19 protein-coding genes are annotated in these 25924 nt (G+C 46.7%); 10 read left to right on the top strand and 9 right to left on the bottom strand.

The features are described 5' to 3' along the window. Entirely contained in the window at positions 1 to 1881 is a 1881-nt protein-coding gene (gene aceF / locus JQC93_RS15710; RefSeq protein ID WP_205159360.1) for a pyruvate dehydrogenase complex dihydrolipoyllysine-residue acetyltransferase, read from the top strand. Between the two features lie 232 nt (positions 1882 to 2113). Continuing rightward, positions 2114 to 3538: a dihydrolipoyl dehydrogenase gene (gene lpdA, locus JQC93_RS15705; protein WP_205159359.1), complete on the top strand. Its 1425-nt coding sequence runs from the start codon at positions 2114 to 2116 to the stop codon at positions 3536 to 3538. Between the two features lie 82 nt (positions 3539 to 3620). Here the strand turns inward: lpdA and JQC93_RS15700 are convergent, their stop codons facing one another. Further along, positions 3621 to 4262: a TetR/AcrR family transcriptional regulator gene (locus JQC93_RS15700; RefSeq protein ID WP_205159358.1), complete on the bottom strand. Its 642-nt coding sequence runs from the start codon at positions 4260 to 4262 to the stop codon at positions 3621 to 3623. Between the two features lie 298 nt (positions 4263 to 4560). Between JQC93_RS15700 and hpt the strand changes: the two genes are divergently transcribed. Continuing rightward, on the top strand, positions 4561 to 5091 hold the full coding sequence (hpt, locus tag JQC93_RS15695; RefSeq protein WP_205159357.1) for a hypoxanthine phosphoribosyltransferase: 531 nt from the start codon (positions 4561 to 4563) through the stop codon (positions 5089 to 5091). A 67-nt stretch (positions 5092 to 5158) separates the two neighbouring features. On the opposite strand, the gene can is transcribed toward hpt, so the two are convergent. Beyond that, the gene (can, locus tag JQC93_RS15690) at positions 5159 to 5818 is read right to left on the bottom strand and encodes a carbonate dehydratase (RefSeq protein ID WP_205159356.1); all 660 of its coding nucleotides are present in this window, start codon (positions 5816 to 5818) and stop codon (positions 5159 to 5161) included. A gap of 211 nt (positions 5819 to 6029) precedes the next feature. On the opposite strand from can, the gene JQC93_RS15685 reads away from it, so the two are divergent. The 3 genes from JQC93_RS15685 to JQC93_RS15675 all read left to right on the top strand — a co-directional run bounded on the left by JQC93_RS15685 (position 6030) and on the right by JQC93_RS15675 (position 9540). After that, positions 6030 to 7724 carry a SulP family inorganic anion transporter gene (locus tag JQC93_RS15685; protein WP_408068613.1) on the top strand — a complete coding sequence of 565 codons (1695 nt, stop codon included), beginning with the start codon at positions 6030 to 6032 and terminating at the stop codon, positions 7722 to 7724. A gap of 116 nt (positions 7725 to 7840) precedes the next feature. Continuing rightward, the gene (locus JQC93_RS15680) at positions 7841 to 8770 is read left to right on the top strand and encodes an ABC transporter ATP-binding protein (RefSeq protein WP_205159355.1); all 930 of its coding nucleotides are present in this window, start codon (positions 7841 to 7843) and stop codon (positions 8768 to 8770) included. Then, positions 8770 to 9540, top strand: coding sequence for an ABC transporter permease (locus JQC93_RS15675; RefSeq protein WP_205159354.1), 771 nt, complete (start codon positions 8770 to 8772; stop codon positions 9538 to 9540). The genes JQC93_RS15680 and JQC93_RS15675 overlap by 1 nt, the downstream gene beginning before the upstream one ends. A 69-nt stretch (positions 9541 to 9609) precedes the next feature. Here the strand turns inward: JQC93_RS15675 and panC are convergent, their stop codons facing one another. From panC to sfsA, 7 genes are all read right to left on the bottom strand, one after another. Then, the gene (gene panC, locus JQC93_RS15670) at positions 9610 to 10461 is read right to left on the bottom strand and encodes a pantoate--beta-alanine ligase (RefSeq protein WP_205159353.1); all 852 of its coding nucleotides are present in this window, start codon (positions 10459 to 10461) and stop codon (positions 9610 to 9612) included. 71 nt (positions 10462 to 10532) lie between these two features. Continuing rightward, a complete protein-coding gene (gene panB / locus JQC93_RS15665) occupies positions 10533 to 11327 on the bottom strand; it encodes a 3-methyl-2-oxobutanoate hydroxymethyltransferase (RefSeq protein WP_205159352.1) in 795 nt (264 codons plus the stop codon). A gap of 38 nt (positions 11328 to 11365) precedes the next feature. Continuing rightward, the gene (gene folK / locus JQC93_RS15660; protein WP_205159351.1) at positions 11366 to 11854 is read right to left on the bottom strand and encodes a 2-amino-4-hydroxy-6-hydroxymethyldihydropteridine diphosphokinase; all 489 of its coding nucleotides are present in this window, start codon (positions 11852 to 11854) and stop codon (positions 11366 to 11368) included. Beyond that, positions 11854 to 13200, bottom strand: a complete 1347-nt coding sequence (gene pcnB / locus JQC93_RS15655; protein ID WP_205159350.1) for a polynucleotide adenylyltransferase PcnB — start codon at positions 13198 to 13200, stop codon at positions 11854 to 11856. Before pcnB ends, folK begins: the two co-directional genes overlap by 1 nt. A gap of 85 nt (positions 13201 to 13285) precedes the next feature. Next, the gene (gene gluQRS, locus JQC93_RS15650) at positions 13286 to 14176 is read right to left on the bottom strand and encodes a tRNA glutamyl-Q(34) synthetase GluQRS (RefSeq protein ID WP_205159349.1); all 891 of its coding nucleotides are present in this window, start codon (positions 14174 to 14176) and stop codon (positions 13286 to 13288) included. Between the two features lie 99 nt (positions 14177 to 14275). After that, positions 14276 to 14719, bottom strand: a complete 444-nt coding sequence (gene dksA / locus JQC93_RS15645) for an RNA polymerase-binding protein DksA (protein WP_205159348.1) — start codon at positions 14717 to 14719, stop codon at positions 14276 to 14278. Between the two features lie 150 nt (positions 14720 to 14869). Beyond that, positions 14870 to 15577: a DNA/RNA nuclease SfsA gene (sfsA, locus tag JQC93_RS15640; RefSeq protein WP_205159347.1), complete on the bottom strand. Its 708-nt coding sequence runs from the start codon at positions 15575 to 15577 to the stop codon at positions 14870 to 14872. Positions 15578 to 15672: 95 nt separating this feature from the next. Between sfsA and hrpB the strand changes: the two genes are divergently transcribed. The 4 genes from hrpB (at position 15673) to acnB (ending at position 25805) form a co-directional block, all read left to right on the top strand. Further along, entirely contained in the window at positions 15673 to 18207 is a 2535-nt protein-coding gene (hrpB, locus tag JQC93_RS15635) for an ATP-dependent helicase HrpB (protein WP_236009609.1), read from the top strand. Next, entirely contained in the window at positions 18204 to 20567 is a 2364-nt protein-coding gene (gene mrcB, locus JQC93_RS15630) for a penicillin-binding protein 1B (protein WP_205159346.1), read from the top strand. Before hrpB ends, mrcB begins: the two co-directional genes overlap by 4 nt. Positions 20568 to 20625: 58 nt before the next feature. Further along, entirely contained in the window at positions 20626 to 22893 is a 2268-nt protein-coding gene (locus JQC93_RS15625) for a patatin-like phospholipase family protein (RefSeq protein WP_205159345.1), read from the top strand. A 314-nt stretch (positions 22894 to 23207) separates the two neighbouring features. After that, positions 23208 to 25805 carry a bifunctional aconitate hydratase 2/2-methylisocitrate dehydratase gene (acnB, locus tag JQC93_RS15620; protein ID WP_205159344.1) on the top strand — a complete coding sequence of 866 codons (2598 nt, stop codon included), beginning with the start codon at positions 23208 to 23210 and terminating at the stop codon, positions 25803 to 25805. Positions 25806 to 25924: the final 119 nt, after the last annotated feature.

The following is a 25924-nucleotide window of genomic DNA, read 5'->3' as shown; positions in this document are numbered from 1 at the left end:
ATGGCAATCGAAATTAATGTACCTGACATCGGTGCTGATGAGGTTGAAGTTACTGAGATTCTTGTAAGCGTTGGCGACAAGGTTGAAGAAGAACAGTCCCTGATTACTGTTGAAGGTGATAAAGCCTCAATGGAAGTACCTGCTTCTCAAGCAGGTGTTGTAAAAGAGATCAAAGTCGCAGAAGGCGACAACGTGACCACTGGCTCACTGATCATGATATTTGAAGCAGACTCAGCGGCTCCAGCTGCTGAAGCACCTGCGGCTGCACCAGTCGCTGCCGCAGCGCCTGCTGCTAGCGAATTGGTTGAAGTGAATGTACCTGACATCGGCGACGATGAAGTGGAAGTCACTGAAATCATGGTTGCTGTTGGCGATAGCATTGACGAAGAGCAATCGCTATTGACTGTTGAAGGTGATAAAGCCTCAATGGAAGTACCAGCACCATTTGCTGGCACGCTTAAAGAGATCAAAGTCGCTGAAGGCGACAAAGTGACCACTGGCTCATTGATCATGGTATTTGAAACGGCTTCTGCCGGTGCACCTGTTGCAGCAGATCCTGAAGCGGCAGCACCAGCGGCTGCTCCTGCCGCTGTTTCAGCATTGCAAGAAGTGAACGTGCCGGATATCGGTGGTGACGAAGTTGAAGTGACTGAAATCATGGTTGCTGTGGGCGACAGCGTGGACGAAGAGCAATCTTTGATCACCGTTGAAGGCGACAAAGCCTCAATGGAAGTACCAGCGCCATTTGCTGGTACCATCAAAGAGATTAAAGTGGCTGAAGGCGACACAGTCTCTACTGGCTCTCTCATCATGGTATTCGAGACTCAGTCTGCCGCTCCAGCTGCTGCCCCAGTTGCAAGCGCACCGGCTGCCGCAGCTCCAGCACCGAAAGCTGCAGAGCCAGCGTCGGCGGCACCTGCTGCAACAACGGGCGATTTCAAAGAGAATCACGAGTATGCGCATGCATCTCCTGTGGTTCGTCGTATCGCTCGTGAGTTTGGTGTAAACCTTTCTAAAGTGAAAGGCACTGGCCGTAAGAGTCGCATCCTTAAAGAAGACGTTCAATCTTACGTGAAAGATGCGCTTAAACGCCTAGAGTCTGGTGCAGCTGCATCAGGTAAAGGCGATGGCTCAGCGCTGGGTCTACTGCCTTGGCCAAAAGTCGACTTCACTAAGTTTGGTGAAGTAGAAGAGCAGAAGCTTTCTAAGATCAAGAAAATTTCTGGCGCTAACCTACATCGTAACTGGGTGATGATCCCGCACGTTACTCAGTGGGATAACGCCGATATCACCGAGCTAGAAAGATTCCGTAAAGAGCAAAACGCGGTAGAAGCGAAGAAAGAGTCTGGCGTTAAGATCACGCCACTTGTATTCATTATGAAAGCGGTAGCGAAAGCGCTAGAAGCGTTCCCTGCGTTTAACTCTTCGTTGTCAGAAGACGGTGAGAGCATCATTCTGAAGAAATACGTGAATGTGGGCATCGCCGTTGATACTCCGAATGGTCTTGTTGTTCCTGTCTTTAAAGACGTGAATAAGAAAGGCATTTACGAGCTATCAGAAGAGCTTATGGTGATTTCTAAGAAAGCACGTTCAGGTAAATTGACCGCTGGCGACATGCAAGGTGGCTGCTTTACTATTTCAAGCCTTGGCGGCATTGGCGGCACCGCGTTCACGCCAATCGTTAACGCACCAGAAGTGGGTATCCTTGGGGTATCTAAGTCTGAGATGAAGCCTGTGTGGAACGGTAAAGAGTTTGAACCGCGTCTGCAACTGCCACTGTCATTGTCCTACGATCACCGAGTGATCGATGGCGCTGAAGGTGCACGCTTTATTACGTACCTAAACGGCTGCCTATCTGACATCCGTCGCTTGGTTCTATAACACTACATACTATTGCCATCTTGCTAACGCATGATGGCAATTTACATTATGACAGACACATTTTGGTGCAGCGCAATTGAAAACCGGCGCTAGAGTAAACCGAAGTGTTGTCTAGCTCACAGCCCAAAGGGATTTATTTTTTAATCTGTTAACAAGTTTGTAAACTGTTGGCGCCCCAAGAAAAATAAGATACCCATCGAGCTGTTAGGGATAATGACTACAAGAGGTCAAAATGAGCAAAGAAATTAAAGCCCAGGTTGTTGTACTTGGTTCTGGTCCTGCAGGATATTCAGCGGCATTCCGTTGTGCAGACCTTGGTTTAGAAACTGTACTTATCGAACGTTACAGCACCCTAGGTGGTGTTTGTCTAAACGTTGGTTGTATTCCATCGAAAGCCCTTCTTCACGTATCTAAAGTGATCGAAGAAGCCAAAGCAATGGCCGACCACGGTGTCGTATTTGGTGAGCCTCAAACCGACATCAGCAAGATCCGTATCTGGAAAGACAAAGTGGTTGATCAGCTAACCGGTGGTCTTTCTGGCATGGCGAAAATGCGTAACGTGACTGTGGTTAACGGTTACGGTAAGTTTACTGGCCCTAACACTATCGCTGTTGAAGGCATCGATCCCGCAACAGTGACCTTCGATAACGCGATCATCGCAGCGGGTTCACGCCCAATCAAACTGCCATTTATTCCACATGAAGATCCACGTATTTGGGACTCTACAGACGCTCTTGAGCTTAACGAAGTACCAGAAAAACTGCTCATCATGGGCGGTGGTATCATCGGTCTAGAAATGGGTACTGTGTACCACTCTCTAGGTTCAAAAGTGGAAGTGGTTGAGATGTTCGACCAAGTGATCCCAGCAGCTGACAAAGACATTGTTAAAGTCTACACCAAGCGCATTAAGAACAAGTTCCACTTGATGCTAGAAACCAAAGTAACCGCTGTAGAAGCGCGTGAAGACGGTATCTACGTATCAATGGAAGGTAAGAAAGCCCCAGCAGAGCCAGTGCGTTACGACGCAGTGCTTGTTGCTATCGGCCGTGTTCCAAATGGTAAGATGCTTGACGCGGAACAAGCAGGCCTTGAAGTGGATGAGCGTGGTTTCATCAACGTTGATAAGCAGCTTCGCACCAACGTTGACCACATCTTTGCTATTGGTGACATCGTTGGTCAGCCAATGCTTGCACACAAAGGTGTGCATGAAGGTCACGTAGCCGCTGAGGTTATTGCAGGTAAGAAACACTACTTCGATCCTAAAGTAATCCCATCCATTGCGTACACCGAGCCAGAAGTGGCGTGGGTAGGTAAAACTGAGAAAGAAGCCAAAGCTGAAGGCATTAATTACGAGACAGCGTCATTCCCATGGGCTGCTTCAGGCCGTGCTATCGCCTCTGACTGTTCAGACGGTGTGACCAAGCTTATCTTTGATAAAGACACTCACCGTGTCATTGGTGGTGCTGTAGTAGGTACCAACGGTGGTGAACTGCTGGGTGAAATTGGCTTAGCGATTGAAATGGGCTGTGATGCAGAAGATATCGCACTGACCATTCACGCTCACCCAACCCTACACGAATCTGTAGGTCTAGCGGCAGAAGTGTTTGAGGGCTCAATTACCGACCTTCCAAACAAGAAAGCGGTTAAGAAAAAGTAACCGGTAAAAATTGTTAAAAAGACCAAGCATTATGCTTGGTCTTTTTTTTGCCATAGCGCTCTAAAATGTCCCTAAAGCGGTACTAGAATCGGACAAACCGCGACGCGTTTGGCGCATGCTGATAGATACAAAGCATATCAAACACACTGCTTCGCATCCGCTTTAACTCGCGTTGGCTCAGGTTTCGGTTGGCTTGTGTAAATAACATGTAGACCAGTGCATACAACATATTCACCAGGTCGCTAGCTTGGTGTTGGTCACAGACTTCACCACGAGCCATAGCGCGTTCAAACATGTTCTCTAAGTGTTGAGAAACAGCGTTATTCGACGACACAAACAGTGGTCCTAAATCGTGACGTGCGGATGCGCTCCACTCAAACCAGACATGCAGCCAGTATTGTTCGTTCTTGACCAGTTTGAGAATGCCATTTGAGATGCGATCAATGTTTTTGCGTGCCGTCGCTCGCTCATCAATGGAATCGACAATGAAGTGCTCAAAGCGCTGAACGACTTGTTGCAGCACCTGATCGAGAAGATCTTCTCGACTTTGGAAGTAATTAAAGACAGTGGCGACTGAAACCCCTGCCGCTTGTGCAATTTCTGTATGGCCACAACGACCAATGCCCTGCATCGCAAACACGCGCATTGACTGCTCAAGGAGATCTTGCTTTCTCTTATGAGGTGTCAATCGAGTGCGTTTTGCTTTGACCTCGATAGAATTCATAGTGTTACCTGCCAACGGTATGACTTGATTAGCAACATGATGTTTTATCTTTATTAGTGTTTGCTAAAACAAGTTTATTATTATCAATAGTTTATTTTGTATAGTGCCTTAATAAGTGTATTGATGCATATTTGTCTGTCAAATAGTCTTGCTCAATTTTGTTAAGAAAGTTTGCCTCATTATGCAATCGCTAGTGCTAGAATAATTGAGTTTTCTATACGTAGTGATATTTGGTCGGCTATAGTTACACTTTCTATGGCCAACATAAGGTCACGTCACCCAAAAAGATGAGAGACAAATGAAGCATACAGTAGAGGTAATGATCTCTGAACAGGACGTTACAGAGCGTATTAATCAATTAGGGCAATCTATTAGCGAGCACTATAGCGGAAGTGACGACCTAGTCATTGTGGGCTTGCTGCGCGGTTCATACGTGTTCATGGCAGACCTCTCTCGTCAGTTGAAGGTAAATCACAGTGTCGATTTTATGACTGCGTCGAGCTATGGGAACACCATGGAAAGCTCTCGTGACGTTCGTATCCTCAAAGATCTCGACGATGATATTAAAGGAAAAGATGTCCTGCTTGTTGAGGATATTATCGATACCGGTAATACACTCAGTAAAGTGTGTGAGATTCTTTCTATTCGTGAACCAAAATCAATCAAGATAGCGACGTTACTCGACAAACCATCACGCCGCGAAGTGCCAGTGGATGTGGCTTGGATTGGGTTTGAAATCCCAGATGAGTTTGTTGTCGGTGTTGGCATCGATTACGCTCAGAAATATCGCAACCTTCCATACATCGGTAAAGTGGTACCTCTGGATTAAGTTGCAGAGCGTAGAGCCTCTCTCCAGAGGTTAAAAAACATAGAGGGACGCGTTTGCGTCCCTTTTTTTAGTCTTGAAGCTTGTCCGCTAATATTAGCTTTAGAGACTTTTGGTACGCAGCTTCAAGTGCGGTGTGGCTGGATGCGTTTATGCCAATGTCACGCAACTTCCCATTTCCGATTCCGTAAATCATGCCGTGCACTTCAACCTTTTGCTTGCGCTCCCATGCGCTGCGTAAAATGGTCGAGTTGCCTAGATTGTAGACCTGCTCGGCGACATTGATTTCGCACAGTTTGTTTGCCCACTCTTGCTCTGGATACTGAGTGAGCCAATCTTTGTATTTCAAGAAAAGGTCGCGAATATGCAATATCCAGTTATTGATTAACCCAAGATTTGGGTTATCAATAGCGGCTTGAACACCGCCGCAACCATAGTGCCCACAGACAATAATGTGCTTAACTTGCAATACATCTACCGCGTATTGAACCACAGACAAACAGTTTAGGTCGGTATGGATTACTTGGTTGGCCACATTTCGGTGTACAAACAGATCGCCAGAGTAAAGGCCTGTTAGGCGCTCCGCTGGTACACGGCTGTCCGAGCAACCAATCCACAAAAAGTCTGGATTTTGGCCTTTTTCAAGCTGCTCAAAAAACGCAGGATCTTCTTTCTTAATCGATTCTGACCATTTGGCATTGTTTTCAATCAGTTGTTTTAGCTTTGGCATAGTGGATACTCACATGAACAATAGCTTGATGCTAAACGATTGCTTACCAAAAATCACTAGTTCTTATAAGGGATTATACTCATCGGAGCATCGATAGAAGAAACTGGTCGGGTGACCAATTATTATTTAACTCTCCATCAACATCGTGCTAAAAAGTTGGTAATATCGCAGCGTTTACCTTTCAAGACAGAAGTACATGGACAGTAGTTTGATGGATCAACGTTTTAAAAATATCCACCTTCGTGGTGATCTCTTCGGTGGTGTCACCACTGCGATCATTTCATTACCCTTAGCTTTGGCATTTGGTGTGGCATCTGGTGCAGGCGCCGAGGCAGGCTTATGGGGAGCGATCATGGTCGGCCTGTTTGCCGCACTGTTTGGTGGGTCAAACACCCTAATCTCTGAACCAACCGGCCCTATGACGGTGATCATGACGGCTGTACTAACCAGCATGATGGCGAAATACCCAGAAAGTGGCCTAGCGATGACCTTCACTGTGGTGATCATGGCAGGGGCATTTCAGGTGTTACTAGGTGCACTCAAACTCGGTAAGTATGTCACGCTCATGCCCTATAGCGTGATTTCAGGGTTCATGTCCGGTATTGGTGTCATTCTTATCATATTGCAATTGTCCCCATTGCTGGGTCATGAAGCCCCCTCTGGTGGTGTAATTGGTACGCTTAAAGCGCTGCCTGAAACCATCGCTGCTCTGGATTTCAAAGAGTTGCTGTTGGGGCTAGCAACGCTAGGGATTTTGTTCTTCTTACCAGAGAAATACAAAAAGTATGTTCCTGCCCAACTGGTTGCGCTGGTGGTGGTGACATTGATCTCGGTGATCTTGTTTAATGACGGATCCATTCGTCGTATCGGAGAGATACCTGCTGGATTACCCTCGATCATTATGCCAACCTTTAGTGCTGATATTGTGGTTGAAATGGTCATAGATGCTTTGGTTCTGGGAACACTTGGCTGTATCGATACCTTGCTTACCGCAGTTATTGCAGACTCTCTAACGCGAAAGGAACACAACTCTGATAAGGAGTTGGTTGGGCAGGGCATTGCAAACATGCTCGCGGGCCTATTTGGTGCGCTTCCTGGTGCCGGTGCGACCATGGGGACAGTAACCAATATTCAAGTTGGCGCGCGCTCACCCTTATCGGGGATTATGCGCGCATTGGTACTCGCGCTGGTGGTCCTTGTAGCCGGAGGCCTCACCGAGCCCATCCCCATGGCCGTGTTAGCGGGTATTGCCATGTACGTAGGATTCAATATTCTGGATTGGAGCTTTATCCAGCGTGCGCACAAGGTAAGCCTTCCGGGCATGGCAGTTATGTACGGTGTAATGCTGCTGACCGTATTTGTGGATTTGATTGTCGCTGTTGGCTTGGGAGTCTTTATTTCCAACATCATCATTATCGAGCGCTTAAGTCGGGTTCAAGAGCAGCATGTGAAATCCATTAGTGACGCGGACGATGATGATGTTCCCCTAAGCGATAGTGAGCGAGCGTTGTTGGATAAAGCCAATGGCAAAGTACTGTTCCTATACTTATCAGGGCCAATGATTTTCAGTGTGTCCAAAGCCATTTCTAGGCAGCACAACCATATCGCTGAATATGAGTCGATGATCATCGATCTAACCGACGTTCCAATGATTGATGTAACCGTTGGCCTGGCCATAGAAAACGCCATTAAGGATGCCTATGAAACCAACTGTGAGGTGTTTTTACTCTGCCCGAACCAGCAGACCAAGGAGCAGTTGGAAAAACTCCATGTTATCGATCTTCTTTCACAAGAGAATCTGTTTGGCTTTCGTTATGAAGCATTAAAGCATGCGGTAAAGCAAGTACAAAAATCTGCAGATCAACGTGAACAAGCGAGCAATAAAGCAGACGTGTTGTCCGTGTAAGCAGTAACGACAATCAGCAATAGCTAAATCAAGTCAGTGACTTTTAAGTTATTGACTTGAAAAACGACTATGCCGCTACAACATAAGGTGCATTGTCTGTATTAAGGAATCGAATCATGCACGCACTGGAGATTCAGGGCCTACGTAAAACTTACGCGGGCGGCTTTGAGGCACTTAAAGGAATAAGCCTTACTGTCAATAAAGGCGACTTCTATGCGCTTTTAGGGCCAAATGGCGCAGGTAAATCGACCACCATTGGCATCATATCTTCACTGGTCAATAAAAGTGAAGGCAGCGTAAAAGTGTTTGATTTTGATATCGATACCCACTTAGAGCACGCAAAGCAAAAACTGGGACTGGTTCCTCAGGAATTTAACTTTAGTATGTTTGAAACCGTCGAGCAGATCGTTTTGCAGCAAGCCGGTTACTACGGCGTACCCCGCGATGTCGCCAAACAACGCACTCAAAAATATCTATCGAAACTGGATCTTTGGGAAAAGCGTCACGATCAAGCACGCGCATTATCCGGCGGCATGAAACGACGCCTAATGATCGCTCGTGCGCTAGTCCATGAGCCTGAGCTGTTAATATTGGACGAGCCGACTGCTGGTGTTGATATCGAACTTCGCCGCTCTATGTGGGATTTTCTAAAAGAGATTAATGAGCAGGGTGTCACCATCATTTTGACGACGCATTACTTAGAAGAAGCAGAAATGCTTTGTCGAAATATTGGGATCATCAATAAAGGTGAGTTGATTGAAAATACCAGTATGAAGTCTCTATTGAGCAAGTTGCATGTAGAAACATTTCTATTGGATCTAGCGCTAGATGCAGCCACACCAAAACTGGATGGAATTAAAGTCGTCAGTCATCACAATGGACAACTTGAAATAGAAATCGAGAAAACACAAAGTCTCAACCATCTGTTTTCACAATTGACCGAGCAAGGAATTGAAGTGATGTCGATGCGCAATAAGGCCAACCGACTGGAAGAGTTGTTTGTCACCATTGTTCGTGAAGGCGAAAAAAACAGGGAGACAGCATAATGTATAGCATCTACTGGACGGCCTTTAAGAGTTTACTTGGCAAAGAAATTCACCGCTTTATGCGCATTTGGGTGCAAACTCTGGTTCCGCCAGCCATCACTATGACATTGTACTTTGTGATATTTGGCAGTTTGATTGGTTCGCGTATTGGCACCATGGAAGGCTTTAGTTACATGGAGTTTATTGTTCCTGGCCTCATTATGATGTCGGTGATCACCAACTCTTATTCTAATGTTGCCTCTTCTTTTTATAGTGCAAAATTTCAAAAAAATATCGAAGAGCTGCTGGTCGCTCCGGTCCCTAACTATGTGATCATTTTGGGTTATGTCATGGGGGGTGTGACGCGAGGAATACTGGTAGGCATCATTGTAACGATTGTGTCGCTGTTCTTTGTTGATTTGCAGGTCCAACACTGGGGCATTATTGTCGCAACGGTTTTATTGACCTCAATTGTCTTTTCGCTTGGCGGTTTGATCAACGCGGTATTCGCGGGGTCCTTTGACGACATTTCAATCATCCCCACGTTTGTACTTACGCCAATGACGTACTTAGGGGGGGTGTTCTACTCCATCAGCCTGTTGCCGGAGTTTTGGCAGGGGGTGTCTAAGATCAATCCTATCGTATATATGGTTAATGCATTTCGATACGGCTTCTTAGGCATTTCTGATGTCTCAATTGCCACATCTTTCGGTGTATTATCGGTTTTTGTTGTTATTCTTTATGCCGTCGCCCACTATTTAATTACCAGTGGGCGAGGAATTAGAAGCTAACGTGACCAAATCAAAAAAGACCAACACAACGTGTTGGTCTTTTTACTTGAGGTCTTTGGAAAAGGTTGACTAGTCTAATTCAACCACCACATTGTCAATCAAGCGAACATCGCCTAGAAACGCCGCCATAAGCACTACTGCTCGCTTAGACTGAGCATCAATCTCTATCAGTCGGTCTGCATCAACAACAAACAACTCATCAGGCTGCATGCCAGTATTCACTAACGCTTGGCGCGCAAGTTCTAAAGCGTCAGCCACGCTATTTCTGTCGTTGGCTATGCGATTTGCAACTTCGTTCATCACTAGCGCGACTTTAGGTGCAAGAATACGCTGTTGCTCGGTAAGCCTATTATTGCGAGAACTCATTGCTAAGCCATCGTTTTCACGCATGGTCGGGACGCCCAGTACTTGGATATCCAAAGCAAGATCGTTGACCATTTGACGAATAATCGCCAATTGTTGGAAGTCTTTCTCACCAAAACACGCTATGTCGGGCTTTACGATATTGAATAGCTTGGCCACGATTGTTGCCACGCCACGAAAATGACCTGGACGAGACTCACCCTCCAAAATATGCGATAACCCAGGGACTTCAACGAAGGTTTGTTGATCCAGTCCATTTGGGTACATGATTTCTGGTGTAGGAGTAAACACAATATCAACGCCTGCGCTGGTAAGCTTTGCCAAATCTTGTTCTAGAGTTCTTGGATAGTTGTCTAGATCACTGGCATTTTCAAACTGCATCGGGTTGACGAAAATACTCACCACCACAACATCAGCGCGTTGTTTGGCTAGGCTAACGAGAGATAAGTGCCCATCGTGCAGGTTGCCCATCGTCGGGACAAAGGCAACGCTGTTGCCCTGCTGTTTTAGCATGTTGATACGCGCACGTATTGACTGCACATCGTTAAATGTTTTCATGCGAGTTTCCTTATTTCATTACGGTGTCTAAGTACTTTCTTGCTAGGTACTTTCAAACTATGCACTTATTGCTAAGCAATAGTGTGGTCAGGTCCAGGGAAAACACCTGATTCAACATCGGTAATATATTGTGAAACGGCTTGACGCATATCCCCAGATTCAGCTAGGAAATTCTTCGAGAATTTAGGCATGTAGTTTGCGGCGATGCCAAACATATCGTGCATCACCAAAATTTGACCGTCAGTGACGTTACCCGCACCGATGCCGATAACAGGAACGGTAAGGGCATTGGTAATGCGCTCTGCGAGAGCCATTGGAACACATTCTAGCAATACGATTTGCGCACCAGCGTGTTGCAACGCCAGCGCATCTTTAACCATTTGCTCTGCTTGTTCTTGATCGCGGCCTTGTACTTTAAAACCACCAAAAATGTTTACAGACTGCGGTGTTAAGCCTAGGTGAGCACACACAGGTACAGCTCGCTCTGTCAGCATTTTTACAGTTTCAACAAGCCACGCGCCACCTTCTAGCTTCACCATATTGGCACCCGCTTGCATTAACGCAGCAGCACTTTCGCACGCCTTTTCGGGAGTGGGGTAGCTCATAAAGGGCATATCAGCCATCAATAGAGAGTTTGGACTGCCCGCACGTACGCAGCGAGTATGGTAGGCAACATCGTCTACGGTCACGGGGAGAGTATCGGGCTTGCCTTGCAGCACCATACCTAATGAATCGCCTACCAGCAGAACAGGCATTTCTTGCTGCTCAAATAACTGAGCAAAGCTGGCGTCGTAAGCTGTTGAAGAAGCGAATTTTTTCCCTTCTTGTTTCCATTTCATTAAGGTTGAAGTGGTGACTTTTTTCATTGTGTTACCTATCTGTGGAGCATTGGCACGCGCATGGGTTATGCGTTGGCTAAGATCTCCAGTCCATTTTTATCAATGTGTGTAATGAGTGACGCAATAGCAGTGCCATCGGGCAGCTGCAATTGAGGTTCTATTTCCATTAAAGGATACAAAACAAATTCTCTGGTTTTCATTCCGTAATGCGGAATGGTTAAACGCTCTGTATTAATCACTTGGTCGCCAAACAGCAACAAATCTAAATCTAGAGTTCTTGGGCCCCAACGTTCATCTTTGCGTACTCGCCCTTGTTCGAGTTCGATTTTTTGGGTCAAATCCAACAGCTCTAGCGGTAAAAGTTGCGTGTCGATTTTGGCCACGGCGTTGACGTAATCGGGTTGTTCTTGCGGCCCCATAGGTGAACTAGAGTAGAGCGATGAGCAGCCTATAAACTGTGAGTGGGGTAAGGCTCTAAGTGCTTCAATCGCAAGCTTAGCCGTCGCGATTGAATCCCCTAAGTTACTACCAATCGCAATGTATACAATGCTCATTAATCAGCCTTTGGCTTGCGCTTTTTCTTACTGCGGCGGCGCGGTTTTTTGGCACCATCAACATCGTTTGACATCGCTTGGCGCATATCGCGCCCAGCCTGCTGGAAGGTGTCCCACCAGTTAGCGAGCTCTTCGGTTTCTCCACCTTCAATTTCGCCACGCATTTCGAGGAAGTCAAATCCAGCTCTAAACTTGTTCAGTTCAAGTAGTCTGAAAGCGCGCTTTCCTTGACGGCGAGGCAAGCGAAGTTGCAGCTGCCAAATTTCGCGTATGGTTGCAGTATGACGACGCGGTATTGCCGTTGAGCGAACTTGTTCGTCCAAAATATGATTACTGGCTGATAAAATAGCGTCGTAATAACTCATGTCACGCTTAGCCATCAAACGATAAGCGTAGGCTTCAAGTGGGTACCAGAGCATAGCCGCAAACATAAATGCTGGATTGATGCGCTTACCTTCTGCAATGCGTGCATCGGTCGATTCCAAAACCAATTCGATCATACGTTCGGTATTCGACTCTTCTTCCTCGGTAAATTGCTCTGCGATGATCGGGAATAGCTGTTCAAAAAGGCTAAATTCACGCAGCAAATCGTACGTATCTAATCCGTGCCCAGACTGCAACAGTTTAAGGGATTCCTCATAGAGGCGTGCAGATGGAATGCTTTGCAGCAGCGGCGCCATAGTGTTAATGGGATCGGCAGTTTCAAAGCTGATATCAAAATCAAGTTTTGAGGCGAATCGAATGGCGCGCAGCATGCGAACAGGATCTTCACGATAGCGAACCTCAGGATCACCAATCAATCGCACCATGCCTAGCTTGAGATCTTCAATACCATTGGCAAAATCTTCGATGGAGAAATCTGCAATGTTGTAATACATCGCATTGATGGTGAAATCACGGCGCTGAGCATCTTCGTCGATGCTGCCATAAACGTTATCGCGAAGCAGCATACCTTCTTGATTCTGCGCTGAAATTTGCTTGCCTGTCTCTTTCTCACCTTCTTCATGGTGACCGCGAAAGGTAGCAACTTCAATGATATCGCGACCAAACATAATGTGCGCTAAGCGAAAACGGCGACCGATGAGGCGGCAGTTTCTAAATAGAGATTTAATCTGCTCTGGCGTAGCGTTGGTGGCGATGTCAAAATCTTTTGGACTTTGGCCAAGTAGCAAGTCTCGCACGCCGCCACCGACTAGGTACGCATTGTAACCAGCTTTGTGCAGACGGTAGAGAACCTTAAGTGCGTTGTCACTGATCATGTCGCGAGATATAGGGTGTTGATCTCTAGGAACATGAGTGGCGATCAAAGGTGCGTTCTTATTTGGTGACTGAGTTTGTGTATTCATTACCCGTAGCTACTTGTCGGTGAACATTTTGATAAGCTAATTCGTTGAAGTTACTTACCAAAGATTAATTTGCGCTAATGATAGCTTAGCTTGAGCCAATTGAGAATGGAGTTATGACTTCTATCTCGTCTGGCAGTTGCGAAATGCGCCATTGTGACACTCCCCAGGCGACGATTTCGTCCGTACTGCTCTGTTGTACGTCCTTGGGCAGCGAAAAACCCAAAAACTGCATTGCAGAGCACAATGTTGGAACGACATCTGAGGTTGAAATGGCTGGAGCATGATTCTGCTTAGAGAGTTTTCCACCCGTTGGTAGCATCGCGAGTGGTAAATGTAAGTAGTCGGGTACCCTCTGCCCCAAAACGCTATACAGATGAATTTGGCGTCCTGTTGGTTCTATAAGGTCAGCCCCTCGAACAACTTGCGTTACCCCTTGGTAAATATCGTCAAGTACTACCGCCAAGTTATACGCAAACAAGCCATCTCTTCGCTTGATGATAAAGTCTTCTTTAGCAAGGGGGGCAGGTATGGAAATCTTTCCATGTCGGAGGTCGTTAAAATGGTCAATGATCGAGTCTACATTGATTCGAACAGAACACTCTTTTTCAGGTAACCCTAGCGTACGACACGTTCCAAGGTAGAACCCACCTGATTGCTTGATTTGTTTACGAGTACACTGGCAATAGTAAGCTTCGCCACGCTCAAGCCATGCGTCAATTTGAGCTTGATAGTCTTCTAAGCGCTGGCTTTGATATAAAACTTGTTGATCCCAATGTAAGCCATAGGCTTCTAACGCATTTAAAATAATCGTGTCGGCACCAGGCATTTCGCGCGGTGGGTCTAGATCTTCGATTCGCACCAACCACTGCCCGTTTTGTGAGCGGGCGTGAAAGTAACTGCCTAAAGCGGCAACAAGAGAACCAAAATGGAGCGGCCCTGAAGGAGAAGGGGCAAATCGACCAATGACGTTGTGCATATTCTATGTGTACTAACCGAGAAGATAGGTAAGTGTAACCAGTGATGAAAAAGCAAAAAGGGAGCTTTCGCTCCCTTTTAAGATTTAGGCGTGTAGAACTTAGCCTTGCATCTGCTTTTCTTTTAGCTCTGCTAATGTTTTACAGTCGATACATAGATCAGCTGTAGGGTGAGCTTCTAGACGACGAATACCGATTTCTACACCACAAGAGTCACAGAAGCCAAAGTCATCTTCTACGATTTTGTTGAGTGTTTTTTCAATCTTCTTAATCAAACGACGCTCGCGATCGCGGTTGCGTAGTTCAAGACTGAACTCTTCTTCTTGCGAAGCACGGTCAACCGGATCTGGGAAGTTTGCTGCTTCGTCTTGCATGTGCACAACGGTGCGTTCTACTTCTTCGCGCAACTGGTCGCGCCAAGCTTCTAAAATCTTAGTGAAATGAGCCATTTGCTCTGGTGACATGTACTCTTCACCAGCTTTTTCTTGGTACGGCTCAACCCCTGCAATGGCTAGAATTCCTAGCGCTTTTTTCTTTTCTGGCATACCGCATCTCCTAAAATACACCAAACCAACTGTCGGACAGTTAATTTTTAAGGCGGGTATCTATAGCAAAAACCGAATGGAGTGGCAAACACTCTTTTTCTCTAATTCCACTCTCTGTGAGGGGAGTTGTAGTTTCGGATAACCATTTATTCAAAGTGTGAATTGAATCGGATTGTCCAATTTTAACGACTTATGAGTAAGTGTGGCTTGGTAACAAATTACTTCGACACCAGCTGCTATAGCCTGCTTTAACAACGTTGAATATGTAGGGTCAATATGGTGTGCAGGAGAGACGTTTTCAATGCCAGAATGTTGCACTGAATAAAAAAGCACCGCTCTGGCGCCTTGTTGTGCCATTTCTGTGAGCTCCCGCAAATGTTTTTGACCACGAACGGTCTGCGTGTCGGGAAAGAAGCCTTGCCCATTCTCGCTTAATAGGGTCACGCTCTTAACTTCAATGTAGCAATCTGGTCGACCGTCATTTTGTAACAGAATGTCAATCCGGCTGTTTTCTTGTCCATATTTCACCTCTGCTCGTAGCGTTTCGTAGCCTGTGAGCTCTGGTATGGTTTGTTGGGTGATGGCTTCAATCACTAACTGATTGGCTCGGGCAGTGTTCACACAGATACGATCGCCCTTAGCGGTTTCGGTGAGTTCCCAACTGCATGGGTACTTGCGCTTCGGATTGTGTGAGGTGGAGTACCACACGGTATCACCAGGCTCTGCGCAGCCCGTCATTGCCCCTGTATTGGCGCAGTGTATCGTCGTGATGGTTCCATCGTCTAACGTCACGTCGGCTAAAAAACGCTTATAGCGTTTGATTAAAGTGGCGGATTGAAGTGGTGGGTGAAACTCCATGTTTAAGATCCTTTAAAGACGTGGCTAAGCAAAGACGAATAGGGGAGACTAAGGTACACTATCTCGCTATTCAACACCGTTTAGTCGTTTTCTTTATGTCAAACTCCCCAACGCCGCTTGCTAACACCCCTCCTGTGGCTGAGGTATTGCCTGATCTGCTTGAAGCATTGAGGCAATCTAATCAGGTTCTGTTAAAAGCCCCCACAGGCGCTGGTAAATCCACCTATTTACCGAAAGCGCTGTTGGAGCGTGGGGCCGTTGTCGGGAAAATCGTGTTGTTAGAGCCGCGAAGACTCGCAGCAAAAAACATTGCGCTCTTTCTTGCCAAGCAACTCGGCGAGCCTATAGGGCAGCGCGTCGGGTATCGAGTTCGTGGTGAGACTAAAGTCTCTGCCGATACCGTCATTGAAGTAGTCACCGAGGCTATTTTGACCCGCATGATCCAAAGTGATCCAGAGCTTTCTGGTATCGGGATGGTGATCTTGGATGAGTTTCATGAACGCAGCATACACGCAGATACGGCGCTAGCATTTTGCTTAGAAATTCAAGCCGCGTTAAGGGATGACTTAGCCTTATTGGTAATGTCAGCCACGTTAGATGAACAGAGCTTTACCACTCTTATGCCGGAAGCGACGTTCCTACAAAGTCAGGGGAAGAGTTATCCCGTTGAGTTGCAGTACGCTCCAGTACCGCAAAGCCGCTATTGGCTGCCTCATGTTATCCAGACCATTCAAAGAGTTTATACCCAACATCAAGGTGTCATTTTAGTCTTTCTACCCAGCGTGTCGGCTATAGAGCGTGTATTCAGCGAACTCTCTCACGATTTATCTGCGCCAACGGACGTCTCCGTATGTCGATTGCATGGTCGCCTTCCTTTCTCGCAGCAGCAACAGGCAATTAAAGCCGATGGCAATGTAAAGACCAAGATAGTGTTAACCACCAATGTGGCAGAGACCTCTCTAACGATTGAAGGCGTCACCCTGGTTATTGATAGTGGACTCGAGCGTGAAGCCAGTTTTAATCTCAACACGGGGATCACTAAGCTCGAGGAAAAGTGGACCAATCAATCGTCGGCCATTCAGCGTGCGGGTCGCGCCGGACGACTAGGGCCTGGCCAGTGCATTCGTTTATACAGTGAAACTCAGTTTAACCAGATGGCGAGTAATGCTGTACCGGAAATCCTGCGTAGCGATTTATCGGCGTTGGCGTTAGAAATGAAAGTGTGGGGGGCAAACGAACTCTGTGACTTAGCTTGGTTAACACCGCCACTGGCTACTCATTGGGCGCATGCTACAGCGCTGCTTAAAGAATTAGGTTTGCTAGATGGCGCACACAAGCCTACTGAGCTGCTCGCGACTGCCCATCAATTTGGCTCATCACCTCGGATAGCATCGATGCTGTTATCTGCTCAGCAGGTTGCCAAAAATCCACACCATGACCAAGTGGGACAAAAACTGCTGCACGGTGCGATTTGGTTGGCCGCCTTACTCGATGAACCCGTAAAGCAAGGTGTCGATATCCAATCATGGGTTTCACTTCTCGCGGCGAACCGTCACCCTAAACAGGCGTTAATGGGCAAACGAATTCAGCAGCTCAGTGGGCTGCTGCGCTGCACTTTAAATGGGGAGCCAGATCCTGCCTATTTAGGCATTGCTTTAAGCTTTGCCTTTCCTGACCGCGTAGCCAAAGCCCGTAGCGGTTCAACCAATAATCAATGGCAAAACTATCAATTGGCGAACGGCCACGGCGCTCAGATGCGCTCCGATGAGAAGCTGGCGCAACAAGCATATTTGGTGTGTGCAGACCTGATCACCGCAACGCAATCAGCCAGTACCATAACCGCTGCAATGGGTGTAGATATTGATTTATTGCAGACTTTGAGAGCTGACCATTTCGAGAAGAAATCACTGGCGAAGTGGAGTGATGAACGTGGGCAATTGCTAGCCGAAACCCAATTATGCTGGGGGAAGCTGGTGGTGTCGCGACGTGCAAATACCTCACCTGACCGACAGGATATTGAGCAAGCCTTATTGCAGTATGTGGCAAGTAAAGGCCTAAAGGTGTTGGCGCCTACAGAGCAAGACTTGCAGCTTATTGAGCGAGCGCGCTGCGCTGCACAATGGCTTGATGAACATACTTGGCCAGATTTTGAACCAAGCTCACTACTTCAGTCCGTCGATCTGTGGCTTGCCCCATATTTGGCTAACATTGTGAATGCAAAGCAGCTTCGTTCATTATCGGTTAGCGAACTACTGCAAGCCTACTTAGGCTGGGAAAATATGCAGTTGCTAAATAAACAGCTGCCCACCCACTTAACGACTGCCGCAGGCTCTCGAAAGCGGCTGACGTATCAGTTCGGTAAGTCACCATTTTTAGCGGTGAAAATGCAGGAAATGTTTGGTGAATGTGACTCGCCAAGTATTGCTCATGGTCGAATCAAAGTGACTTTGGAGCTATTGTCACCCGCGCAACGTCCATTGCAAGTAACACAAGATCTTGCAGGATTTTGGCGAGGTGCATACAACGAAGTGAAAAAAGAGATGCGTGGACGATACCCAAAACATGTTTGGCCCGACGAACCCCAACATCATCAAGCAACAACTAAAACAAAACGGCAATTAAATCGATGAGTAAAAAGCAGCCTACAAAACGGACTCCAGCAAAGCGTACAACTGCGAATAAAGCGCCGGCAGGCAAGAAAACTGCGACCTCACGTAGAGTATCCAAAAACAACTCGAAACGACGTGGCTGGGGTAAAATACTGTGGGGATTAACCTGGAAGTTAGGCTTGGTCGCGGCGGCGGTTTTATTGCTCGTCGGTTTGTACCTTTACTCTTTGGTTGAGCGGCGCTTTGAAGGACAGTTATTTGACTTACCGACCATTGTTTATGCGCGAGTATTAACCTTGAGCCCGGGTATGCAGATGTCCAACAAAGAGTTAAGAACTGAGTTGGATGCGTTAAACTATCGCAAAGTTGAATACCCACGTTTTCCTGGTGAGTACGCAGCGAGCAGCAGCAAGGTTGAATTGATCCGAAGACCCTTTGAGTTTGAAGACGGACCAGAGCCCGATCGTCATGTGATGGTGCACTTTTCTGGAGGTGGGTTGTCAAGAATCTATTCGATGGAGCGTCAGGCGGAGCTCGGTTTTCTAAAACTGGAACCTAAGATGTTAGGGATGCTCGAAAAAAATGTTGAGCAGCACCGATTGTTCGTACCCCGAGAAGAAACACCAGAGTTTTTGATTGATGCTCTTTTAACGACAGAAGACAGGGACTTTTATCAGCATGACGGCGTTTCCCCTACCGCTATTTTACGAGCATTTGCAGTGAACGTTAAAGCGGGAAGAGCTGTTCAGGGCGGCAGTACATTAACTCAGCAGTTAAGTAAAAACCTGTTTTTGAGCAGTGAACGAACCTTATGGCGTAAAGTACGAGAAGCGTACATCGCAGTCATGATTGATTACCTTTACGACAAAGATAGGATCCTTGAAGGCTATCTTAACGAAGTGTATTTAGGACAATCGGGAAGACAAGCCATCCATGGGTTTGGGTTAGCAGCTCGATACTATTTTGGTGCGCCATTACAAGAACTGCGAATCGATCAGCAAGCTCTACTTGTCGGCATGGTCAAAGGACCGTCGTACTACAATCCTCTTCGTCACCCGGAACGAGTGAAACAGCGTCGCGACCTCATCTTACGTTTGATGATGGAGCAAGGGTATTTAACGGGGAACCAGTATCAAGTCGCGGTTAGTCGCGATATCGATTTACAAGCGAACCCCCGAATCGCTCCGCGACAACCCGCTTACTTCGAGCTTCTAAAACAAGAACTTAAACAAAAAGTGGGTGAAAACTACCACGAGTTTGTTGGTCTAAGGCTCTTTACTAGTTTAGATCCTGTGTCGCAAAACAGTTTGGTTTCAGCAATCACTGAAACGATCCCTAATCTAGAGAAGCGCAGTGGCGCGGACCTAGAGGCTGCGGGCGTTGCGGTTGATAGGATTACAGGTGAAGTGCGCGCAATGGTTGGTGGTAAACGCACCGGATACGAAGGCTATAACCGAGCACTTAATGCCAGTCGGCCAATCGGCTCGTTGGCGAAACCTGCGGTCTATTTGACGGCTTGGAAAAGCCCCAATCGTTACCAACTGATCACACCGATCATTGATTCACCAGTGAGCTTAAAGGGAAGCAACGGTACAGTGTGGGAGCCCAGAAACTATGATAGAGAGTTTCGTGGCGCGGTACCTATGTACCAAGGTTTGACCCATTCGTTGAATGTACCCACGGTTAAAATAGGAATGAAAGTTGGGATTAAAGAGGTCACCCAAACCCTGATTGAGCTTGGGGTCGATAGCCAAGAAATTCGTCCCGTTCCATCAATGTTTTTGGGCGCCTTTAGTTTGACTCCCTATGAGGTGACTCAAATGTATCAAACCATAACAAACTCAGGGCGCAGGTCTCCGCTGTCGTCTTTACGAGTGGTTATGGATGAAGAAGGTGAAGTACTTTATAAATCGTTGCCACGAGCCAAACAACAAGTTCCAGAGCAAGCTGCATGGCTAACGACTTATGTGTTAAAGAAAACAGTCAATGAGGGCACCGCACGTTCGCTGAGTGGATATTCAAAGTACGGCTTAGCCGGCAAAACAGGGACGACCAATGATGGACGAGATAGCTGGTTTGTTGGTGCTGATGGTCGAGAAGTTACCACCATTTGGGTTGGCCGTGACGATAATGGTAAAACCTCTCTAACTGGGTCGTCAGGTGCACTACCAATATACAAGTCCTATATCGAACAACGCTCACCCAAGACTCTACAGCTCTCTTGGCCGCAAAATCTAATTACCTTGGGCTATCAATGGAATGACTCAGGATCAGTGAAGTGGCAATGTGGCTCTAGCGTCAAAACGCCTGTGTGGGATCCTAATGGTGTATTTAAAAAAGTTTGTGACAAATCAATGCTGCAAAAGCTGGTGGATTGGTAACGCTGACGACAATCTTATGCTAACTTAAATACGTTGCTTGTTATAAGGATTTAACAGAATGATCAAAGCGTTGCTTTACATTGTACTCAGCACAACTTTAGCGTACTCAGCGGTATTGCGTGCTGACGAAGGCAGCGGAAAAACCATCGGTGTGGTCTTGGCCGGTGGCGGGGCAAAAGGGGCCGCTCATATCGGCGTGCTCAAAGCGTTAGAAGAAATGCAGATCCCTGTTCATATCATCACAGGTACCTCAATGGGTGCGTATGTTGGTGGGTTGTATTCTACAGGACAAACCGCCGATGAAATCGAGTACTACCTCGACACTGTAAATTGGAACCTCGGTTACCAAGATCAAATAGAACGCAGTGACAGACGCCGCCGTGAAAAAGAGTATCAAGATTACTACCAGATCAACACTGATCTTGGGGTGAGTTTATCGGGAACCAAGTCTCCAAAAGGTGTGGTTCAAGGACAAGGGATGTTGCAGATTCTTAGGCAAACATCTAAGAACCCGCTTCCTGTTAACAGCTTTGACGAGTTCCCAATCAAATATCGAGCGGTGGCAACCGATATCGTGAAACTGAGACAGGTCGTCATTAAAGATGGCTACCTCGTTGATGCGATGATGGCCAGCATGTCGGTTCCCGGAGCTTTGCCTCCCTACAAACTCGATGGAAGGTTGCTAGTCGATGGTGGTGTAACCAACAATATGCCCGTAGACGTGGCCCGCTCGTTAGGCGCGGATATTGTAATAGCGGTCGACATCAGTTCTGACTACCTAAAAGAAGAAAATCTCAATAGTTACTTTTCTGTAGGTGGCCAATTGTCCAATTATTTGGTTCGTCGAACAACCGAAGATCAACGCTCGAAAATGACAGAGCAAGACACCTACCTCAAACCCGCTATTCAAGGCATAGGAACCACCGACTTTTCGCAAATGCCCGTCGCCTATCGTCAAGGCTATATTGCTGCTTACGAACAGAAAGCACGCTTGCTTCGCTATCGTGTGTCTAAAGAAGAGTATGCAGCACACCGACAAGTGATAGAAGCCGGGAAGAGTCGTCTGATTTTTGGCGAAGATGTCGTAGTCGAAAACATAAGTCTTGAAAACAACAGTAACTATAACGAGCCCTTACTCAAGCATCGTTTGGATATTGAAACTGGCAATGCTTTGTCGATTGAAGAGCTGGAAAGCAGTATCGATAGGCTTTACGCATTAGATCGCTTTGAAAAAGTGACTTATCGCTTCGAGGGTGAAAAAGATGATGGCACATTGGTCATTGATGTCACTGAAAAAGAGTGGGGTCCCAACTATTTAGATTTCCGCTTTTTCGTGGAAGAAGATTTTAATTCAAACAGCCAATATGGTTTAGGTGTCGCTGTGAATTTTACAGGGCTCAATGATTTAGGGGGCGAGTTACTTTTGGCGGGTGATATCGGTACCGATAAATCACTTGGTTTCGATTTCTATTCGCCGTTACTCGACAACCAAGCCATATTTGGCAACCTGTTGGTTCAGTACACCGAGGAAGAACGCCGCCGTCTGTTTACGCTCGGAGATATTGAAGATTTAAGCCAAATTGAAGATTATCTGCCAGTTACCTACACCAAATTCAAAACCGAGGTTTCTGCTGGGTTTCAGCCTGAGCTTTGGGCGGACTTGAGCGTTGGCCTACGATATACCAAAGGCGATGCAGCCTACAGCATTACCAACTCTGTTGACGAAGTGGATTTTGAAACCAAGTCCATATTTGTTCGGTATGTGTTTGATACCTTAGACAGCTACTCATTACCTACCAAAGGGTGGTACCTAAATCTAGAGTATGCGGTTGTTGATGACTACGTTGGTGAAACGAGGGAAGTTAGCGGCAGTGATGAAGTGGTCTACGAGTACCTTGGGGAGTGGGCAGGCGCGAAAAGCTTCGGTAAGCACACTTTGTCGGCGAGAGCCGAAATCGCTTACATAGATGCCAGTCAGGCTGCGATACCTTCAAACCCTTATTCGATTGGTGGGTTTCTCAACCTGTCGGGTACGCCCCGTAACAGTAACTTTGGCCGCAACAAGCTGTTTAGCGATATTGTATATCGTTACAAACTAATGGATAACGACTTTGGACTATTTAAGTCACCAGTGTATCTTGGTGGCTCCATCGAGTATGGTGGAGTTTGGTCTGATCCTAGAACTCAAATAGATGAAGCGCCGCTGTTTGTTGCGGGCTCTGTCTTTATGGGAATCGATTCACCACTTGGACCCATCATACTGGCCTATGGACTTGCTGAAAGTTCAATGAGTTCGGTGTATTTTATTGTCGGAAACTCGTTTTAGAATTCGTTGACTCACTAACAAAGAATGGGCGATTGTATGTAATATCTCTGTTTTATTGAGTCTTTTTCACCCTTTAGCAAACCACAATTTGTCGTGTTTTGGCTTAACTTGCTATGTTGGTCAAAATGATGAGATTTTAATCGTTGGTTAAATTTGCTATGATCGCCACCCACAGTTTGGCAGCTAGCCTGTGTTGATTATTAAGAATTGTCACATAGATATTCAAAATAAAAACCGCCAGCTGACCAATTTTCCAAGGATGTTTACACCGCACACCATAAGTGTGGGTAGACCGCAAAAAGAGGAATGAAGTCGTGCTTGAAGCCTACCGCAAACACGTCGCAGAACGTGCTCAACAAGGTGTTGTACCTAAACCACTGGATGCTGAGCAGGTCTCGCAACTGGTCGAACTGTTAAAAACACCACCTCAAGGTGAAGAAGACTTCATCTTGGATCTGCTCGAAAATCGTATTCCACCAGGCGTAGATGAAGCCGCCTATGTTAAAGCGGGTTTTCTTACCGCTATCACTAAAGGTGAGGAAAGCTCACCTATCGTATCTCCAGAAAAAGCCGCTGAACTGCTTGGCACAATGCAAGGTGGTTACAACATCGAACCATTGATTTCGCTTTTGGACAGCGAGTCACTGGCTCCAATTGCAGTAAAAGCGCTATCGCATACATTGCTGATGTTTGATGCGTTTTACGATGTTGAAGAAAAAGCAAAAGCAGGCAACTCATACGCACAAACAGTCCTACAGTCTTGGGCTGATGCTGAGTGGTTCCTGTCTAAGCCTGAACTGCAAGAAAAAGTAACTCTAACCGTATTTAAAGTGACGGGTGAAACCAATACTGATGATCTATCACCTGCGCCTGATGCATGGTCGCGCCCTGATATTCCAGTACACGCATTAGCGATGCTGAAAAACGAACGCGAAGGCATTAACCCAGACAAGGCCGGTGAAATCGGTCCGATTCAACAGATTGAAGCCTTAAAAGAAAAAGGCCATCAACTGGTGTATGTGGGTGATGTTGTCGGTACGGGTTCATCGCGTAAGTCTGCGACTAACTCAGTGCTTTGGTTTATGGGTGACGACATTCCAAATGTACCGAACAAACGTGCTGGTGGTTACGTGCTGGGTGGCAAGATTGCCCCAATCTTCTTTAACACTATGGAAGATGCCGGTGCACTCCCAATCGAAGTTGATGTGACCAACCTAAACATGGGCGATGTCATCGATGTGTACCCGTTTGAAGGTAAAGTTACTAACCACGAAACTGGCGAGACATTGGCAGAATTTGGCCTAAAAACTGACGTATTAGTTGATGAGGTTCGCGCAGGCGGCCGTATTCCACTGATCATCGGTCGTGGTCTTACTGATAAAGCACGTACCGCACTGGGACTAGCTCCATCAGAAGTATTCCGTCTTCCTGGTGAAGTTGCGGATACAGGTAAAGGCTTCTCACTGGCTCAGAAAATGGTCGGTAAGGCATGTGGCGTAACGGGTATTCGTCCTGGTACGTACTGTGAGCCTAAAATGACCACTGTTGGTTCGCAAGATACTACAGGCCCTATGACTCGTGATGAATTGAAAGATCTTGCGTGTCTTGGGTTCTCATCAGATCTAGTAATGCAGTCGTTCTGTCATACCTCAGCATATCCTAAGCCTGTTGATGTCAACACTCACCATACATTGCCTGATTTCATCATGAACCGTGGTGGCGTTTCGCTACGTCCGGGGGATGGTGTCATCCACTCATGGCTAAACCGCATGCTGCTACCTGATACTGTAGGTACAGGCGGCGACTCACACACTCGTTTCCCGTTGGGTATTTCTTTCCCTGCCGGTTCTGGTTTGGTGGCGTTTGCAGCGGCGACAGGTGTTATGCCTCTTGATATGCCAGAGTCTATCTTGGTGCGCTTTAAAGGTGAAATGCAGCCAGGTATCACTCTACGTGACTTGGTGCATGCGATCCCTTACTACGGTATTAAGCAAGGTCTACTTACTGTTGAAAAAGCTGGTAAGATCAACGAATTCTCTGGTCGCGTACTAGAAATTGAAGGTGTTGAGCACCTGACCGTTGAGCAAGCGTTTGAATTATCTGATGCATCAGCAGAGCGCTCTGCTGCAGGTTGTACTGTTAAGCTGTCTAAAGAGTCAATCGAAGAGTACCTAAATTCGAACATCACCATGCTTAAGTGGATGATTTCTGAAGGTTATGGCGATCGCCGTACACTAGAGCGCCGCGTCGTTGCGATGCAAGAGTGGCTAGCGAACCCAGAGCTTATGGAAGCCGATGCTGACGCTGAGTACGCACACGTGATTGAAATTGATCTTGCTGAGATTGATCAGCCAATCCTTTGTGCGCCAAACGATCCAGACGATGCTCGTTTGTTATCTGATGTTCAAGGTACAGAGATTGATGAAGTATTCATCGGCTCTTGTATGACCAACATTGGTCACTTCCGCGCAGCAGGTAAATTGCTTGAGAAGTTCAATGGTCAATTGGATACGCGTCTGTGGGTGGCACCGCCAACCAAGATGGATAAAGACCAACTGACTGAAGAAGGTTACTACGGCATTTTTGGCCGCGCTGGTGTTCGAATCGAAACTCCAGGGTGTTCACTGTGTATGGGTAACCAGGCTCGTGTTGCCGATAAAGCAACAGTGATGTCTACGTCTACGCGTAACTTCCCGAACCGTTTAGGTACGGGTGCCAATGTGTACCTTTCTTCAGCAGAGCTTGCTTCAGTGGGCGCAATTCTAGGTCGCATTCCAAATCGCGAAGAGTACCTAGAGTACATGAGCCAAATTGATGCAACAGCGTCTGATACCTACCGTTACCTCAACTTCCACTTGATGGGACAGTACACTGAGAAAGCGGATACGGTGATTTTCCAAGAGCCAGCATAACGGTTAACTGGGAATGAAATGAAAAGGCTAGGGGAAACCCTAGCCTTTTTTGTTTATTGTGGGATAGGGAACTAGTAGCGATGACGCTGTGCAGCGAGAGGTGAGGAGAAAGGCGAACT

This window comes from Vibrio ulleungensis, assembly GCF_016900875.1.
GTDB lineage: Bacteria > Pseudomonadota > Gammaproteobacteria > Enterobacterales > Vibrionaceae > Vibrio > Vibrio ulleungensis.
This window is presented reverse-complemented; position numbering and strand designations above follow the sequence as displayed.